This is a genomic window from Amycolatopsis sp. CB00013, from assembly GCF_001905755.1.
Classification (GTDB): domain Bacteria; phylum Actinomycetota; class Actinomycetes; order Mycobacteriales; family Pseudonocardiaceae; genus Amycolatopsis; species Amycolatopsis japonica.
In genome coordinates this window covers 83183-100001 of the sequence record NZ_LIWC01000003.1, presented here as the reverse complement: position 1 = coordinate 100001, position 16819 = coordinate 83183, and the positions used below count along the sequence as shown (strand labels likewise).

The following is a 16819-nucleotide window of genomic DNA, read 5'->3' as shown; positions in this document are numbered from 1 at the left end:
TGCCAGTGCCCGCCCCCAACCTGACCCGAGACCAAGCCAAGCTGCGCGCGGAACTGCTCGACGTCGAGTCCTACGACATCGAGCTGGATCTGACCGACGGCCGTGGCGGTCCCGGTGAGAAGACCTTCACGTCGAAGACGACGATCAAGTTCGCGAGCGCCAGAAGCGGCGAAGCGTCGTGGGTCGACATCGTCGCCGAGGGGATCGAGTCGGCCGTCCTCAACGGGACGGAACTCGACGTCAGCGGGTACGTCGAGGACAAGGGCGTCGAGCTGCCCGGGCTCGCCGAGTCGAACGAGCTCGTCGTGGACGCGGTCTGCCGGTACATGAACACCGGCGAGGGCCTGCACCGGTTCGTCGACCCGGTCGACGACGGCGTCTACCTCTACACGCAGTTCGAGACCGCGGACGCGAAGCGCATGTTCGCCTGCTTCGACCAGCCCGACCTCAAGTCGGTCTACCGGCTCACCGTGATCGCGCCGAAGGACTGGAAGGTCATCTCGAACGCGCTGATCGAATCCACGGAGGAGACCCCGGAAGGGGCCGTCCGCACCGTGTTCAAGGTGTCCGAGCGGATCTCGACCTACCTGGTCGCGCTGATCGCGGGCCCGTACAGCGAGTGGCGCGACGAATTCTCCGACTCCCACCGCACGATCCCGCTGGGCATCTACTGCCGCGCCTCGCTCGCCGAGCACATGGACGCGGACAAGCTGTTCACCGAGACCAAGCAGGGTTTCGCCTTCTACCACGAGAAGTTCGCGACCCCGTACCCGTTCTCCAAGTACGACCAGCTGTTCGTGCCGGAGTTCAACGCGGGCGCGATGGAGAACGCCGGCGCGGTCACCTTCCTGGAGGACTACGTCTTCCGCAGCCGCGTCACCCGCTACGCCTACGAGCGCCGCGCCGAGACGCTGCTGCACGAGATGGCGCACATGTGGTTCGGCGACCTGGTCACCATGCGCTGGTGGGACGACCTGTGGCTGAACGAGTCGTTCGCGACCTTCGCGAGCGTGCTGGCCCAGGCCGAGGCCACCGAGTACAAGAACGCGTGGACCAGCTTCGCGAACATCGAGAAGTCGTGGGCGTACCGGCAGGACCAGCTGCCCTCGACGCACCCGATCGCCGCGGACATCGTCGACCTGCACGCGGTCGAGGTGAACTTCGACGGCATCACCTACGCCAAGGGCGCGAGCGTGCTGAAGCAGCTCGTCGCCTATGTCGGGCTGGAGCACTTCCTCGAAGGCCTGAAGGTCTACTTCGGCAAGCACGCCTGGGGCAACGCGACCCTGGCGGACCTGCTGGGCGCGCTGGAAGAGGCCTCGGGCCGCGACCTGTCGTGGTGGAGCGCGCAGTGGCTGGAGACCACCGGTCTCAACTCGCTGAGCCCGCGCTACGAGATCGGCGCCGACGGCACGTACTCCGCGTTCGCCGTCACCCAGACCGGCGCCAAGCCGGGTGCCGGTGAGCTGCGCACGCACCGCGTCGCGGTCGGCGTCTACGACGAGGACGAGAACGGCAAGATCGTCCGCAAGCACCGCGTCGAGCTCGACGTGGACGGCGAGCGCACCGAGGTGCCGGGGCTGGTCGGTCTCCCGGCGGGCAAGCTCGTGCTGGTCAACGACGACGACCTGACCTACTGCACGATGCGGCTCGACCCGGCGTCGCTGACCACGCTGATCGACCGCATCGCCGACATCACCGAACCGCTGCCCCGCACGCTGTGCTGGTCGGCGGCATGGGAGATGACGCGCGAAGCCGAGCTCAAGGCCCGCGACTTCGTCACGCTGGTGCAGCGTGGCGTGCACACCGAGACCGAGGTCGGCGTGGTGCAGCGGCTGCTGCTGCAGGCGCAGACGGCGCTGAACTCGTACGCGAAGCCGGAGTGGGCGGCGGACAAGGGCTGGCCGGAGTTCTCCGCGCGGCTGCTGGAACTGGCGCAGGGCGCCGAGGCCGGTTCGGACCACCAGCTCGCGTTCGTGAACTCGCTCGCCGGTTGCGTGCTCGACGACAAGACGCTGGCGATCATCGCGGGCTGGCTCGACGGCACGGCGCCGCTGGAGGGCCTGACCGTCGACACCGACCTGCGCTGGCGGCTGCTGCACGCGCTGGTCGCGCACGGCAAGGCGGAGAACCCCGAGATCGACGCGGAACTCGGCAAGGACGACACCGCCGCCGGACGGCGCCAGGCGGAGCGCTCACGGGCGCTGCGGCCGACCGCCGAGGCGAAGGCCGACGCGTGGCAGCGGGCGGTGTACGACGACGAGCTGCCCAACGCGGTCAGCGACTCGCTCATCACCGGCTTCTCCCACCCGGGCCAGAAGCACCTGCTGGGCGACTACGTGACGCGCTACTTCGAGGTCATCGACGAGGTGTGGCAGCGGCGCTCCAGCGAGCGGGCGCAGCCGACCGTGGTCGGGCTGTACCCGTCGTGGGCCGTCGAGCCGGCGACCGTCACGGCGTCGGACGAGTGGCTGGCCGGGGAGCACCCGGCGGCGCTGCGCCGTCTCGTGTCGGAAGGCCGGGCCGGGATCGTGCGGGCGCTGGCCGCCCGTGAGTTCGACTCGCAGGCCGGCAACTAGTCCCGTAACGCAATGAAAGGTCCTTTCCTCGCAAATTTTGCGAGGAAAGGACCTTTCATTGCACTTGAAGCGGGTTGAAGAGCGTCAGTGCTGCGGAGCGCCCGCCTGGTCGCTCAGCATGCGGAGGGCGTTCACGAGGCCACCGACGAGGTCGCCTTCCTTGAACGAGGCCACCATGCTGGCCACGGCGAGCTTCGCGCCGCGGTCGGGCAGACGGTGCCGGGCCTGCGAGCCCGTCACGACCTCGATCGCCCGCTGACCGGGCGACACGGCGATGACGACACCGTCGGCCGCGTTGTCCGTCGAGGCCAGCAGACCTTCGGCGGTGGCGCGGGTGTCCTCGCCGAGGTCACCCAGGTACACACTGAAGTCCAGGCCGGTCTCGCGGCTGGCGAGCGTCAGCGCCTCGTCCAGCCGGGCGAGCTGCTGGGTCGTGAATGGGCTGATCGGACCAGCCGGTTCGTACATCTTGGCGGCGGAAATCCGGCCGCTCGAGGTAACGGCGGCGCCGTAACCGGGCTCTTCGTCAACAGCGGTGGACGAATGGGTCAGTTCACCAGTTGCCACGAGCGCCTCCCGTCACCGTCGCTCCGTCCGCGGCGACGACGGCGGTCGCGCCGCCCTCGTTCGCGTGCGAATGCCTCGCGCCGACACCGTCGGGGTTGGCGCTCCACCACATGGCCGGGTACTCCCACGGCTGCCCCGGCCGGTACCGGGCGACGCCCGCGCCCTTCGACCGCAGCGTGGCCACCCCGCACAGCGCGTAGATGGCCAAGGGGATCACCGCGAAGACCAGGATCGTCTCGACAAGGTTCACGCGCGTGAGCGTATCCGATGGCGTGTGGCCGCACCCGCTCGCACGGCCTTGCGCCTCGGTACCTACCGCTCGTCGTCCGGAGGGGGCCGTCCGCCGCTTGCCGCGAAAGCGCTCCCACGTTGGGGCGAAGCCCTCAAGGCCGAAAGGTTGCAACTCAACGTACGGGCGGCCGCACCCGGCGCTGTCGTCTTGTCGCGGCCTTGAAATCCTCGTAGCTTTTTCACCTGTACGGGCCTTGCGCCCAGCTCCCCCACCCCAGCAGGTAACGCACCGGTCGCAGGAGGATATGTCATGCAGAGCACCCAGACACCCGGCCAGGCGATCATCGACGACATTTCGTCACTCTTCGAAATTGGATTCGTCCCCGGTACGCGTGTGACGGCGGGCACACGGGTTACGCGCGGTACTCGTGTCACTCGCGGTACGCGGGTCACCGCCGGCACCCGGGTCACCCGCGGAACCCGCGTCACGCGTGGCACCCGCGTCACCGCCGGAACCCGCGTCACCCGTGGCACGCGAGTCACCCGAGGCACCCGCGTGACGGCCGGCACCCGCGTCACCTGCGGCACGCGTGTCACTCGCGGCACCCGGGTCACCCGTGGCACCCGCGTCACCTGCCAGAGCGACTTCTCTCTCGCCGCCTGAGTCCGAGCACGACCGGTTCGTAGGGGACGGCGTACTCGTAGCGAGCTTCACCACGGCGTCATCGGCCCGCCCCGGCCGCCGAAAGGCAGCCGGGGCGCCGACGTGTTCAGGACCGGGTCAGGCCGCGGTTCCCAGGTACGGCCGCCACAACGGGTCGGCCTCCTTCGAATGCGCGAGCAGCCGCCAGTGCGGCCCGTGCGGGGCCCTCGGCACGACGCGCAGGCGCCAGCCGATCTCGGAAAGCAGCTTGTCCGCCTTCCGGTGGTTGCACTTGGCGCAGCACGCCACGCAGTTCGTCCAGCTGTGGGGACCTCCGCGACTGCGCGGGACGACATGGTCGATGGTCTCGGCCCGCCCTCCGCAGTAGGCGCAGCGGTACCGGTCGCGGTGCATCAGCCCGGCCCGGGTCAGCGGCACCTGCGCGCGGTAAGGCACGCGCACGTAGGTGCTCAGCCGGATCACCGAAGGCACGGGCAGCGAGACCGTGGCGGCGTGCAGTTCGAGCCCCGCCGGGTCTCCGTGCACCACCTCGGCCTTGCCGCACATCACGAGGACCACCGCGCGCCGCAACGGCAGCGCCGTGAGCGGTTCGAACGTGGCGTTCAACAGCAATACCCGTCTGCGGCCCCACGACGTCGTAGTGGGTGCCGCCGTAGTCGACGGATCCCGCCCTCTACGCTGTCCGGGCGGGCGGGCAACACCCCCTGGCCGCGTTCCCGGCCCGCCCGGTGGAGCCCCGTGCGAGGGGGCACCTCCCGGATGGGCGCGCAACACGACCTCCGGCGCCTGTCCGGCCACGGCTTGGCTCGGGACGCCGAGGGGGATGGGTTGTCGGTCTGGCACTCGACCACCTCCACCGGTGCAGGCATAGTCGACCACAGATCAGCCCCAAAGTGCACGTGTGTTACTGGACGTGTCACATGCGCGCGACCCGGCGGCCACATGAAGTTGGGTGTTTCGCATCCGCCGGGGCGTGTGGCGTGACCGATCCCCGCCGAGTACGAAAGGACATTTCCTCTCCGTGAACCTGCTGCCCACCGAACCCCCGGCCTGCACGCGCGAAGCCGGCAGCCTGTGCTACCAGGTGTTCCAGGTCACAAAGAACGAATGGCTCTCCGCGTCGGCAGGCTGGCTGCTGACGAAGCCACTCAGGATCCTGATGATCGTCGCCGTGGCGTTCCTGCTGCGGTACCTGGTGCGGCGTCTGATCAACCGCGTGACGCGGATGCCCGGCGGCGGCTCCTCGAAGCTGCCCGCGCTGTTGAGACCGCTGCGGGAGAGGGCTCCCGAGGTGCTCGGGTCGGCGGTGATGGAACGGCGCCGTCAGCGCGCCGCCACCATCGGCTCGGTGCTCAAGTCGATGGCCACGTTCCTGATCTACGGCCTCGCGTTCATCCTGGTGCTGGGCGAACTGGGCATCGACCTCGCGCCGATCATCGCTTCGGCGGGCATCGTCGGCGTGGCGCTCGGGTTCGGCGCGCAGAACCTGGTCAAGGACTTCCTGTCCGGCATGTTCATGATGATCGAGGACCAGTACGGCGTCGGTGACGTCGTCGACGTCGGTGAGGCGTCCGGCACCGTCGAGGCCGTCGGCCTCCGGATCACCACCCTGCGTGACATCAACGGCACCGTCTGGTACGTCCGTAACGGCGAGGTGCTGCGGGTCGGCAACTCGAGCCAGGGCTTCGCGGTGGCCGTCGTCGACGTCCCGCTCAGCTACTCCGCCGACGTCGAGAAGGCCACCGAACTGATGGCCGAGAAGGCGAAGACGCTCCTGGAGAGCGAAAGCCTCTCGCCGAACGTGCTGGAACCGCCGGAGATGCTCGGTGTGGAGACCGTCACGCCCGAAGGCATCAAGCTCCGGCTGACGGTGAAGGTCCGGCCGGGCAAGCAGTGGTCCGTGCAGCGCGCGCTGCGGGCGCACCTGCTCGCCGCGCTCGACGAAGCAGGCTTCGAGCCACCTCTGGGGCGCTTTATGTCGTCCGGCCCGGCCTCGCAGTAGGACAAGGGCAGAATGGAGCTGTGTCCGTGACCGAACCTGATCCCACCACCTTGTACGAAGCCATCGGCGGTGAACCGGTGTTCACCCGGATCGTCGCGCGGTTCTACGCCGAAGTGGCGGTCGACGAGGTGCTTCGCCCGCTGTATCCGGAGGAGGACCTCGGCCCGGCCGAGGAGCGTTTCCGGCTGTTCCTCATGCAGTACTGGGGCGGCCCGCACACCTACTCCGACCAGCGCGGTCACCCGCGGCTGAGGATGCGGCACGCCCCGTTCAAGATCGGCCCGATCGAACGCGACGCCTGGTTGCGCTGCATCAAGATCGCGGTCGACGAGGAGAACATCGAGGAGCCCTACCGCGGGCAGCTGTGGGCGTACCTGGAGATGGCCGCCAACAGCATGATGAACAGTTTCGTGTGATGGAACGCGACGTGGCTTGGTGGGCCCAGGCGGTCTTCTACCAGGTCTACGTGCGCTCGTTCGCCGATTCGGACGGGGACGGCGTCGGTGACCTCGAAGGCATCCGCGGCAAGCTCGGGTACCTGGAGCTGCTCGGGGTCGACGCGCTGTGGCTGACGCCGTTCTACCGCTCCCCCATGGCCGACCACGGCTACGACATCGCCGACCCGCGCGACGTCGACCCGATGTTCGGCACCCTCGGCGATTTCGACGTGCTCCTGACCGAAGCGCACAAACGCGGCATCAAGGTCACCGTCGACGTCGTCCCCAACCACACCAGCAACACCCACGCCTGGTTCAAATCGGCGATGGCGGCGCCGCCGGGCAGCCCCGAGCGGGATCGCTACATCTTCCGTGACGGGCTCGGCCCGCGCGGCGACCAGCCGCCGAACAACTGGGTCAGCTCGTTCGGCGGCCCGGCGTGGACGCGGGTGCCGGACGGCCAGTGGTACCTGCACCTGTTCTCGCCGCAGCAGCCGGATCTGAACTGGGCCAACCACGAGGTCGCCGCCGATCTGGAGCGGACCCTGCGGTTCTGGCTGGACCACGGCGTGGACGGTTTCCGCGTCGACGTCGCGCACGGTATGGCGAAACCGCCGGGCCTGCCGGACATGGACCCGCGGGTGAACCCGCTGGGGCCGAGCGAGTTCTACGATCCGCGCTTCGACAACGACCGCGTCCACGAGATCCACCAGATGATCCGCAAGGTGCTCGACGAATACCCGGGCACCATGGCCGTCGGCGAGATCTGGGTGACCGACGAGGAACGCCTCGCCCGCTATCTGCGGCCGGACGAGCTGCACCTGGCGTTCAACTTCCGGCTCGTGCTCACGCATTTCGACGCGGACGCGCTGCGGACGGCCATCGAGCGGTCCCTGGCGGTGCCGAAGGCCGCCGGGGCCCCCGCCACCTGGACGTTGAGCAACCACGACGTCTGGCGCCAGGTCAGCCGGTACGGCGGCGGCGAACGCGGCGTCCGGCGCGCCAGGGCGATGGCGCTCGTCGAACTGGCGCTGCCCGGTGCGGTTTATCTGTACAACGGCGAGGAACTGGGGCTCGGCAACGTCGACATCCCACCCGACGCGGTCGCGGATCCGCGCGCCAAGATCTCCGGTGCCGAGTTCGGCCGGGACGCGTCACGCGTGCCGCTGCCGTGGGAAGGCGACCTGCCGCCGTTCGGTTTCTCGCGCAACCCGAGGACGTGGCTGCCGATGCCCGCCTCGTGGGCGTCGGTGACCGTCGAAGCGCAGCTGGAGGATCCGGCGTCGACGCTGTCGCTGTACCGGCGGGCGATCGAGATCCGCAAGTCGCACCAGGCTTTCCGCGGGGACGAGCTGGAGTGGTACGGCGCCCCGGCCGGCTGTTTCGCGTTCCGGCGGCGCGGTGGCGGGCTGGTCTGCGCGCTGAACACGTCGGCGAGCCCGATCGCGTTGCCGCCGGGCGAGGTGCTGCTGTCGAGCGTGCCGTTGGTGAACGGGAAACTGCCCCCGGACGCGGCCGCCTGGCTCGTCTGAGCCCCTCCCCCGCGCGCCATGAAAGGTCCTTTCCTTGCAAATTTTGCAAGGAAAGGACCTTTCATGGCGCGTTACCGGGTCAGTTGTTGTTGAAGCCCGGGTGCAGCTTGTACTGCGTCTGGGCGTTGAACTGGTTCTGCCGGACGAGCTTCGCCGGGAAGGTCCGCCAGTCGTTGAGGTCCAGGACGTCCAGGCCCTTCACGATGTCGGACGAGAAGATGTAGCCGTTGTACCAGTACGTCGACCACGTCCCGCCGCCGACGAGCTTCTCGTTCGAGAGCGGGCCCCGCTCCCAGAACGCGATCTCCTTCGGGTTCTTCGCGTCGGTGAAGTCCCACACCGAGACGCCGCCCTGGTACCAGGACTGGACCATGATGTCCTTGCCCGGCACCGGGATCAGCGAACCGTTGTGCGCCACGCAGTTCTCGGTCTCGGACTGCAGCCGCGGGATCTTGTAGTAGCTGACGAACTCCAGCTTGCGGTCGTCGCCGCGACCGGTGATCTGGTAGATGCCGTTGGCCCCGCGGGTGGAGCCGAACTTCTCCAGGCAGGTCGCCATCCCGCCGCCGCCGAGTTCGTCGGTGAAGACGATCTTGGTGGCGTCGTTGTTGAAGGTGGCGCTGTGCCAGAACGCGAAGTTCACGTTGTCCTGGACCCGGTTGATGACCCGCGGCTTGAGCCGGTCGGAGATGTCGAGCAGGACGCCGTCACCCATGCAGGCACCGGCCATCAGGTCCTTCTCCGGCAGCGCCGTGAGGTCGTGGCAACCGGTGGTCGCCGAGCGGCGGGTGCCGTCGGGGTTGGCGCCGCCTTCGTTGCCACCGTCCGGGAACAGCACCGGCGTCGCGACCAGCGAGGCCTTCGCCGGGTCCTTCACCGGGACCTTGATGATGGACAGCTTGTCGTGCGGCGGCTGGCAGTCGGGCAGGTTCGCCGCCGGCGCGTACGACGAGACGTAGATGTAGACGTCCTTGCCGCGCTTGTCCGGCACCAGGGTGTTGGTGTGCGAACCGCAGTCGGTCTCGATCGCCGCGACGTACTTCGGCGCCGCGAGGTTCGAGATGTCGAAGATCTTGATGCCCTCCCACGCCGACTTGTCCGACGCGGGCTTCGAGACGCTGTTGCACGAGTTGTCGCTGCGCGACGAGTCGGTCGACAGGAAGAGCAGGTCCCCGGAGATCGACACGTCGTTCTGCCCGCCGGGGCACAGGACCTGGCTGACGATCTTCGGGCGGTACGGGTTGCGGACGTCGAAGACGTTGAACCCGTCGTAAGTACCGATGATCGCGTGGCCCTTGGTGAACGCGATGTCGGTGCCGGTCGAGTCCTTGGTGAACGGTCCCTGCTGCGGGACGTTCGCGATCGACCGGAGATTCGGGCTGTGGACGATCTCGTCCACACCCGGGATCGCGGTCGCCGACGGTTCGGCGACGACGGCCGGCGCGGCGAGCGCGCTGGAGGCCCCGAGGGCGGCGACCGCGGCCGCCGACACGAAGACCCTGGTCAAGCGACGTTTCAGCCCAGGCTGCAGCACGATATGGCTCTCCTTCCACCCAGCTTTACGCGCACCTTATTCCTTATTTAGGCTCAGCAGATACCGACCAACGGAGGAACTCCCGGGATGCGAAAAAGTTTGACATCGGCGCTGGTCGCCGCCGCTTTCCTCGTCTCGGGCTGCACCGGTGACGCGGAGCCCGCCGCACCGGCCCAGAGCGCGCCGGTGATCGCCCCCGGCAAACCCGGCGAACAGGCGAGCACCGGCTCCCGCGGTCCGGTGAACCGCGATCAGCCCAACGAGGCCGACGTCGAGTACATGACGATGATGATCCCCCACCACCAGCAGGCGAAGGTGATGACCGACCTGGTGCCGGGCAAGACGGCCAACGAGCAGATCCGGGCGATCGCCGGGCGGATCTCGGTCGCGCAGGACGGCGAGATCACGATGATGAAGACCTGGCTGGCCGATCGCGGCAAGCCGGTGCCGGGCGAAGGGCACGCGGGCCACGGGGGCGGGCACGATCACGCGCTCATGCCGGGGATGGCGACCGAGGCCCAGCTGGCGGATCTGCGCGCGGCGAACGGGGCGGCGTTCGAAAAGCTGTTCCTCGACCTGATGATCGCGCACCACCAGGGCGCGCTGACCATGGCCGAAGCCCAGCTCGGCAAGGGCGTGGAGATCAAGGCGCAGGAGATGGCGCAGGAGGTCATCACCGGACAGACCGCCGAGATCGAGCGCATGAAAGCGATGCGCGGAAAGCTCTAAGCCTCGCCCGAGCCCATGTCGCCGAAACCGGAGTCACCGGAGTCGTCATCGAGGGTGCCCGAGACGATCCAGGTCGCCAGCGCGGCGGCCTGGACGTAGGGCGCCGCCTTCGCCGCGGCCCGCCCGGCGCTCTTGGCGCGGCTCCACTTCTCCGGGCGTTCGGCGCGTTCGGGCGCCTCCTCACCCGGCGGGCGCTCGGTCCGCCACGGCGTCTCCTCCGGCCGGACCTCGGCGAGGAAGTCCGCGGTGGGGTCGTCCCCGTCCTTGTCGTTCATGGAGACAGCATGACGCCGCGGGCGGCCGGAAGCCACCCGCGGCGTCATGCGGTAAGAAACCCGTCAGAACAGCAGCGGCAGGAGCGCGTGGCGCCGCTTGAGGACTGCGCCGTACCGCGCGTCGATGCGCATCCACGAATCCGTCGCGGTCACCCGGACGACGTCGCCGTCGATCGACGAGTCCACGAAGCCCATCCCCGACAACGCGAACAGGCACCGCATCTGGACCTTGATCTCCAGCTCGTTGCCCGAAACGGTGAGCACCGCCTGGTCCATCAGCGACGCCGGCGGCGTGCCGTGCGGGCCCACGTTGTCGCGCGCGAGGGTGACCCCGCGATCGGCCAGCTCCGAGATCACCGTCGCCGGCAGTTCGTCCACCAGCTGCCAGCGGCCGGGGGCGGGCAGCTCGGAATGCCACATCAGATCGCGGGCGGGGCCCGGATCCATCCGCTCGCCACCGGCGACGGTCAGCGCGGCGAGCAGCTCGTTCCCGGACACGGTGATGTCCGACGGCGTGATGTCACCGGCGACGGCCCTGGTGGCCAGGACCTCGAACGGCGTCGCGCACCACGCCTCGACGACACCGTCACCGCGCTGCCGCAACCGCACCAGCGTGTTCTGGTCGAGCCGGACCGCCCTGGCCACGAACGCGCCGAGCGTTTCGCGGTCGCCCGCGTCCGGGATGACGAGCTCAGGCATCCGCGAACCCCTTCTCCAGGAAGGCACGTTCGTCCTCGGTCAGCCGACGGGGCCGCTCGGACGCGGTGTCGAACGGCGCGAGCACCGTCTCGGCGGTGACCGCGACCTTGTCGGCCTCGGCGGGCCCGGAGTGCACCCGGTAGCCGAGGGTGAAGCTGGCGTGCTTCAAGTCCTTCAACGAGATCTCCACCCGGATGTCCTGATCGGACACCACGATCGGCGAACGGTAATGGACGGCCAGCTTCACCACCACGATGCCCTTGGGCAGTTCGGTGAGCCCGGCCCGGACGGCGTCCCCGAACAACAGCGGGATCCGCGCCTCTTCGAGCAGGGTCACCATGTTCGCGTGGTTGACGTGCCCGTAGACGTCCATATCCGACCAGCGCGGCCGGATCAGGGAAATGTAGCTCACTACCTCACCGTGCTCCGGATCTGCCTCGCCGCCACCGACAGCGTCGCCAGGTCGAGCTTGCCGAACTGGCTGATCTCGTCCAGCGCGACCCGGGCCCGCTGCAGCCTCGAGGCGTTCGTCTTCTCCCAGTGGGCGATCTTCTCGTCCGGGTCGGTGCCCGAATCGCTGTGCCGCAGGGCGTCCAGCGTGATCGTCCGCAGGGAACCGTAGACGTCGTCCCGCAGCGCCAGCCGCGCGAGCGCGTGCCAGCGGTTGCCGCGTTCGAGACCGCTGATCGACGTCAGCATCTTGTCGATGCCGAGGTGGTCGGAAAGCGCGTAGTACAGGCCCGCCGTCTCCGTCGGGGTGTGCACCGCGTCGATCCCCGCCTGCTGCTCGGCCAGCTCCGCGACGTCGGTGACGTCGAGCAGGCCGTAGGTGTGCAGCAGCAGCGCCACCCGTCCGGCGAGTTCCGCCGGGACGCCCTTCCCGATCAGCCGCTCGGTGTTCGCGTCCACCGAAGCGCACTCGACACCGCGAAGCAGCTCGTGTGCCCTCGGGGCCAGCTCGCCGACGACCCGGCCGAACCGGTTGATCTCGGCGAGCGGGGCCAGCGGCTGCGGCCGGTTGGTGAGGAACCAGCGGGCGGCCCGGTCGAGCAGCCTGCGGGTCTCCAGCATCATCTCGTCGGCGACCTCGGTCGGCACGACGTTGTCCAGCGCGTCGATCTGCGCCCACAGCGAGGGCAGGTCGTACACGTGGGTGACCACGGCGTACGCGCGGACGGCGTCGGTCGCGGTCGCGTTCATCTCCTCCATCAGGCGGAAGACGTACGAGATCCCGGCGCCGTCGACGACCTCGTTGGCCACCATCGTCGTGATGATCTCGCGCATCAGCGGGTGCTGGAAGATCGCGTCGCCGAAGCGCTCCCGAAGCGGCTTCGGGAAATACTCGGGCAGGCGGCGCGAGAACACCTCGGAGTCCGGCAGTTCGCTGGCGAGCAGTTCGTCCTTGAGGTCGAGCTTGACGTGCGCGAGCAGCGTCGCCAGCTCCGGCGAGGTGAGGCCCTCGCCCGCCTTCTCCAGCGCGCGGAACTCCGCCGAACTCGGCAGCGCTTCGAGCTTGCGGTCGAAGGCGCCCTTCGCGACCAGCGCCGCGACGAGCCGCTGGTGCACCGAGACCATCGGGCCGGCGTGCGCCCGGCTGACCCCGAGCACCGCGTTCTGCCGATAGTTGTCGGCCAGCACCAGCTCGCCGACCTCGTCGGTCATCTGCTCCAGCAGTTCGTTGCGCTGCTCGGCGTCCAGCGATCCGGTCGAGACCAGGTGATCCAGCAGGATCTTGATGTTGACCTCGTGGTCGGAGCAGTCCACGCCCGCCGAGTTGTCGAGGGCGTCGGTGTTGATCTTGCCGCCCGCGCGGGCGAACTCGATCCGGCCGAGCTGGGTCAGGCCCAGGTTCCCGCCCTCGCCGACGACCTTGACGCGAAGCTGGTTGCCGTTGACGCGCAGGGCGTCGTTGGCCTTGTCGCCCGCGTCCGCGTGGGTCTCGTTCTCGGCCTTGACGTAGGTGCCGATGCCGCCGTTCCACAGCAGCTCGACCGGCGCCAGCAGGATCGCCTGCATCAGGTCGTTGGGCGCCAGCTTCGTGACGTCCTCGCCGAGGCCGAGCGCCTCTCGGACCTGCGGGCTGACCGGGATCGTCTTCGCCGACCGCGAGTAGATCCCGCCGCCCTCGCTGATCAGCGAGCGGTCGTAGTCCTCCCACGACGAGCGCTGCAGATCGAACAGCCGACGCCGTTCGGCGAACGACGTCGCCGAATCCGGGTTCGGGTCGAGGAAGATGTGCATGTGGTTGAAGGCGGCCACGAGCCGGATGTGCTTCGAGAGCAGCATCCCGTTGCCGAAGACGTCACCCATCATGTCGCCGATGCCCACGACGGTGAAGTCCTCGGTCTGGGTGTCCTTGCCCAGCTCGCGGAAGTTGCGTTTGACGCTCTCCCAAGCGCCCTTCGCGGTGATGCCCATGGCCTTGTGGTCGTAGCCGACCGAGCCGCCGGACGCGAAGGCGTCGCCGAGCCAGAACCCGTAGTTCGCCGAGACCTCGTTCGCGATGTCGGAGAATTTCGCGGTGCCCTTGTCCGCGGCGACCACGAGGTAGCTGTCGTCGCCGTCGTGGCGGACCACGCGCGGCGCCGGGACGGTCTTGCCCTCGACGCGGTTGTCGGTCACGTCGAGCAGGCCGGAGATGAACATCCGGTAGCAGGCGATGCCCTCGTTCAGCTGGGCGTCGCGGTCCAGGCCGGGGTCGCCCGTGGCCGTCGGCGGACGCTTCACGACGAAGCCGCCCTTCGCGCCGACAGGCACGATGACCGCGTTCTTGACCGCCTGCGCCTTGACCAGGCCGAGGATCTCCGTGCGGAAGTCCTCCCGGCGGTCGGACCACCGCAGGCCACCGCGCGCGACGTCGCCGAAGCGCAGGTGCACACCCTCGATCCGGGGCGAGTACACGAAGATCTCGTACTTCGGCCGCGGCTCGGGCAGCTCGGGCACCGCGCTCGGGTCGAGCTTGAGCGCCAGGTACTGGCGGGAGTTCCCGTCCCCGTCGGTGACGTGGTAGTTCGTCCGCAGCGTGGCGAGGATGACCGACATCAGCCGTCGCAGGATCCGGTCCTCGTCGAGGCTCGTCACCTCGTCGACCAGTTTGCCGATCTCGGTCGTGAGCTGATCGGCCTGCGACGCGCGGGCCTCGTCGCCGAGCGCGAGGTCGAAGCGGGTCTCGAACAGCCGCACCAGCGCGGTCGCGATGTCGGTGTGCGCGAGGACGGTGTTCTCGATGTACTCCTGCGAGAACGGGATCTTCGTCTGGCGCAGGTACCGCGAATAGGCCCGCAGGATGGCCGCCTGGCGCCAGGTGAGCCCGGCGCGCAGGACGAGACCGTTGAAACCGTCGACCTCGCAGTCGCCGCGCCAGGCGGCGTGGAAGGCGTCCTGGAAGCGGGTGCGGAGATCGCTGTCCGCGTGGTCGAGGACCTGCGGGTCGATCCGCAGGCCGAAGTCGTAGATCCAGGACCGGCCGCCGTCCTCGCGGCGCAGTTCGTACGGCCGCTCGTCGACGACCTCGACACCCATCCGCTGCAGGACCGGGAGCACCTGGGAGAGGGTGACGCCCTCGCCGCGCAGGTACAGCTTGAAGCGCCGCTCCCCCGCCTCGGCGTCGGCCGGCAGGTAGAACGACATCGACAGGTCGCCCTCGTCGGTCAGCGACTCCAGGGCACGGAGGTCCGCCAGCGCTTCGAGCGCGGTGAAGTCCTCCTTGTAGCCCTCGGGGAACACCGCGGCGAACCGCTGCCCCTGTTCGCCCGCGGACTCCTCGACCAGCAGGCCGATCGCGACGCCACTGTCCCCGGCGCGCTCGCGGCGCTCGGCGAGGATCGCCTCGACCATCCGGTCGTCCCAGCTGCGAACGGCTTCGTTGAGCCGTTCCTGGATGCGCAGGGTGTCCGGCTCGGAGCGCTGCGACGGATCGGTGTGCACGATGAAGTGCACCTGCGCGAGCACGGTCTCGCCGATGCGCGCGCTGTACTCCAGTTGCGTGCCTTCGAGTTCTTCGAGCAGGACCTCCTGCATCGCGAGCCGCGAACGGGTCGTGTAGCGGTCACGCGGGAGGTACACGAGGCACGAGTAGAAACGGCCGTACGGGTCGCGGCGCAGGAACAGGCGCAGCCGTCTGCGATCCGAAAGCGTGATCGCGCCCGTCGTCGTCGAGTACAGCGAGTCGGTGTCGGCCGAGAACAGGTCCGCGCGCGGCCAGTTCTGCAGGACTTCGAGCATCCGCTGGCCGGAGAAGGATTCCATCGGGAAGCCCGCGCGGTGGATGACCTCGCGGACGCGGTTGCAGACCACCGGGATGTCGAGCACGTTCTCGTGCAGCGCGGTGGTGGTGAACATGCCGAGGAACCGGTGCTCGCCGGTGACGTTCCCGTTGTCGTCGAACGTTTTCACGCCGACGTAGTACGGATACACCGGGCGGTGCACGGTGGACGGCGCGCTCGCCTGGGTCAGCACCAGCAGCGTCGGCGCGAGCGCGGAGGCCGCGGTGTCCGGCCCGGCGGTGAGGCTGCGCGCGGCCAGGCTGTCCTGGCGCAGCACGCCCAGCCCGGTGGCGAGGACCGCGCGCAGGGCGGGCTCGTCGCTGTCCGGGTGCGGATTGTCGATCAGCTCGTAACGGCGGTAGCCCAGGAAGGTGAAGTGGCCCTCGGCCAGCCAGCGCAGCAGCCGGGCGCCTTCCGCGACCTCGTGCCCGGGCAGCCGCGGCGGGTTCCCGTCCAGCTCGTCGGCGAGACGGCGGGCCGTCTCCGTCATCTTGTCGGTGTCCTCGACGACCTCGCGGACGTCACCCAGCACCGAAGACAGCCGGTTGTCCAGCTCGCGGGCGCGGTTCGGGTCCGTGACCAGGTCGATCTCGATGTACATCCACGACTCGGCCGCCGAATTCGCGGGCGGCTCCGCCGGGTCGGCGTCCGGGTGGACCTCCAGCAGCTCACCGGTCAGATCGCGGCTCACCACGACGATCGGGTGCACGATGCGCTGCACCTGCACCCCGTCCCGCGCGAACTCGGCCGCGACGGAATCCACCAGGTACGGCATGTCGTCCGTGACGACCTGCACGACGGTGGCCTCACGCGTCCAGCCGTCTTCGGGGCCCGTCGGGTTCAGCAACCGCACCGCGGGACGGCCGGGCATCCGGTCCTTCGCGAGCTGCAGATGCGAGCGGACGGCGCCGACGAGGTCGACCGGGTCGTCACCGAGAATCTCTTCGGCCGGGATGTGCCGGTAGTAAAGGCGGATCAGGTCGCCGATCTCCGGGGCGTACGCCGCGGCGGCGTCGATCAGGTCGTCCCGGATCTGCTCCGGGTTCGCCGACCGGCGCCGGGCGCCATCCTCGGTGCCGACATCTTTTCCGGGCAGGGACGAGACTCCCGTCGAGCTCATTTGAGGCAACTCTCCACTGTAGCGAGATTGACACCGCGACCGGCACGACTCTGTACCGGCCCAGACCCAACCTACAGCTCCGGACAGTCGGCTCCACAAGGCCGGGTCATTCCCGCCCGTCGAAGATTTCCCTGCTCAGATACCGGAATCGCCGTGATCGGTTCAGCTACTCGCCGGTCACATCG

13 protein-coding genes are annotated in these 16819 nt (G+C 68.9%); 5 read left to right on the top strand and 8 right to left on the bottom strand.

Features of this window, described 5'->3' with window-relative positions; translation table 11 throughout:
* The first annotated feature begins 5 nt into the window (after window positions 1-5).
* Window positions 6-2579 (top strand): aminopeptidase N, encoded by a 2574-nt coding sequence (pepN, locus tag AMK34_RS20130; RefSeq protein ID WP_038517357.1) that lies wholly within the window; start codon window positions 6-8, stop codon window positions 2577-2579.
* An 84-nt stretch (window positions 2580-2663) separates the two neighbouring features.
* On the opposite strand, the gene AMK34_RS20125 is transcribed toward pepN, so the two are convergent.
* From AMK34_RS20125 to AMK34_RS20110, 3 genes are all read right to left on the bottom strand, one after another.
* A complete protein-coding gene (locus AMK34_RS20125; RefSeq protein WP_038517360.1) occupies window positions 2664-3146 on the bottom strand; it encodes a DUF5130 family protein in 483 nt (160 codons plus the stop codon).
* Window positions 3133-3396, bottom strand: a complete 264-nt coding sequence (gene ctaJ / locus AMK34_RS20120; RefSeq protein WP_037347636.1) for an aa3-type cytochrome oxidase subunit CtaJ — start codon at window positions 3394-3396, stop codon at window positions 3133-3135. The genes AMK34_RS20125 and ctaJ overlap by 14 nt, the downstream gene beginning before the upstream one ends.
* A gap of 762 nt (window positions 3397-4158) precedes the next feature.
* Window positions 4159-4653, bottom strand: a complete 495-nt coding sequence (locus AMK34_RS20110; RefSeq protein WP_007034711.1) for an HNH endonuclease — start codon at window positions 4651-4653, stop codon at window positions 4159-4161.
* Between the two features lie 409 nt (window positions 4654-5062).
* On the opposite strand from AMK34_RS20110, the gene AMK34_RS20105 reads away from it, so the two are divergent.
* From AMK34_RS20105 to AMK34_RS20095, 3 genes are read left to right on the top strand one after another with little or no spacing between them, the layout of a single operon-like run.
* Window positions 5063-6043, top strand: coding sequence for a mechanosensitive ion channel family protein (locus AMK34_RS20105; RefSeq protein ID WP_038517363.1), 981 nt, complete (start codon window positions 5063-5065; stop codon window positions 6041-6043).
* 20 nt (window positions 6044-6063) lie between these two features.
* Complete coding sequence (locus AMK34_RS20100; protein WP_038517366.1) at window positions 6064-6459, top strand: globin; 396 nt, start codon at window positions 6064-6066, stop codon at window positions 6457-6459.
* Window positions 6459-8012: a glycoside hydrolase family 13 protein gene (locus AMK34_RS20095; protein WP_073846415.1), complete on the top strand. Its 1554-nt coding sequence runs from the start codon at window positions 6459-6461 to the stop codon at window positions 8010-8012. The genes AMK34_RS20100 and AMK34_RS20095 overlap by 1 nt, the downstream gene beginning before the upstream one ends.
* 79 nt (window positions 8013-8091) lie before the next feature.
* Here AMK34_RS20095 and AMK34_RS20090 read toward each other — a convergent pair whose 3' ends face one another.
* On the bottom strand, window positions 8092-9546 hold the full coding sequence (locus AMK34_RS20090) for an LVIVD repeat-containing protein (RefSeq protein WP_038517371.1): 1455 nt from the start codon (window positions 9544-9546) through the stop codon (window positions 8092-8094).
* Window positions 9547-9633: 87 nt separating this feature from the next.
* On the opposite strand from AMK34_RS20090, the gene AMK34_RS20085 reads away from it, so the two are divergent.
* Window positions 9634-10275 (top strand): DUF305 domain-containing protein, encoded by a 642-nt coding sequence (locus tag AMK34_RS20085; RefSeq protein ID WP_038517373.1) that lies wholly within the window; start codon window positions 9634-9636, stop codon window positions 10273-10275.
* On the opposite strand, the gene AMK34_RS20080 is transcribed toward AMK34_RS20085, so the two are convergent.
* From AMK34_RS20080 to AMK34_RS20065, 4 genes are all read right to left on the bottom strand, one after another.
* Window positions 10272-10550 (bottom strand): hypothetical protein, encoded by a 279-nt coding sequence (locus tag AMK34_RS20080; RefSeq protein ID WP_073846414.1) that lies wholly within the window; start codon window positions 10548-10550, stop codon window positions 10272-10274. The genes AMK34_RS20085 and AMK34_RS20080 overlap by 4 nt on opposite strands.
* Window positions 10551-10613: 63 nt before the next feature.
* Entirely contained in the window at window positions 10614-11249 is a 636-nt protein-coding gene (locus AMK34_RS20075; protein WP_037347649.1) for a hypothetical protein, read from the bottom strand.
* Window positions 11242-11661 carry an acyl-CoA thioesterase gene (locus AMK34_RS20070; protein WP_038517375.1) on the bottom strand — a complete coding sequence of 140 codons (420 nt, stop codon included), beginning with the start codon at window positions 11659-11661 and terminating at the stop codon, window positions 11242-11244. Before AMK34_RS20070 ends, AMK34_RS20075 begins: the two co-directional genes overlap by 8 nt.
* Entirely contained in the window at window positions 11661-16634 is a 4974-nt protein-coding gene (locus AMK34_RS20065) for an NAD-glutamate dehydrogenase (RefSeq protein ID WP_073846413.1), read from the bottom strand. The genes AMK34_RS20070 and AMK34_RS20065 overlap by 1 nt, the downstream gene beginning before the upstream one ends.
* Window positions 16635-16819: the final 185 nt, after the last annotated feature.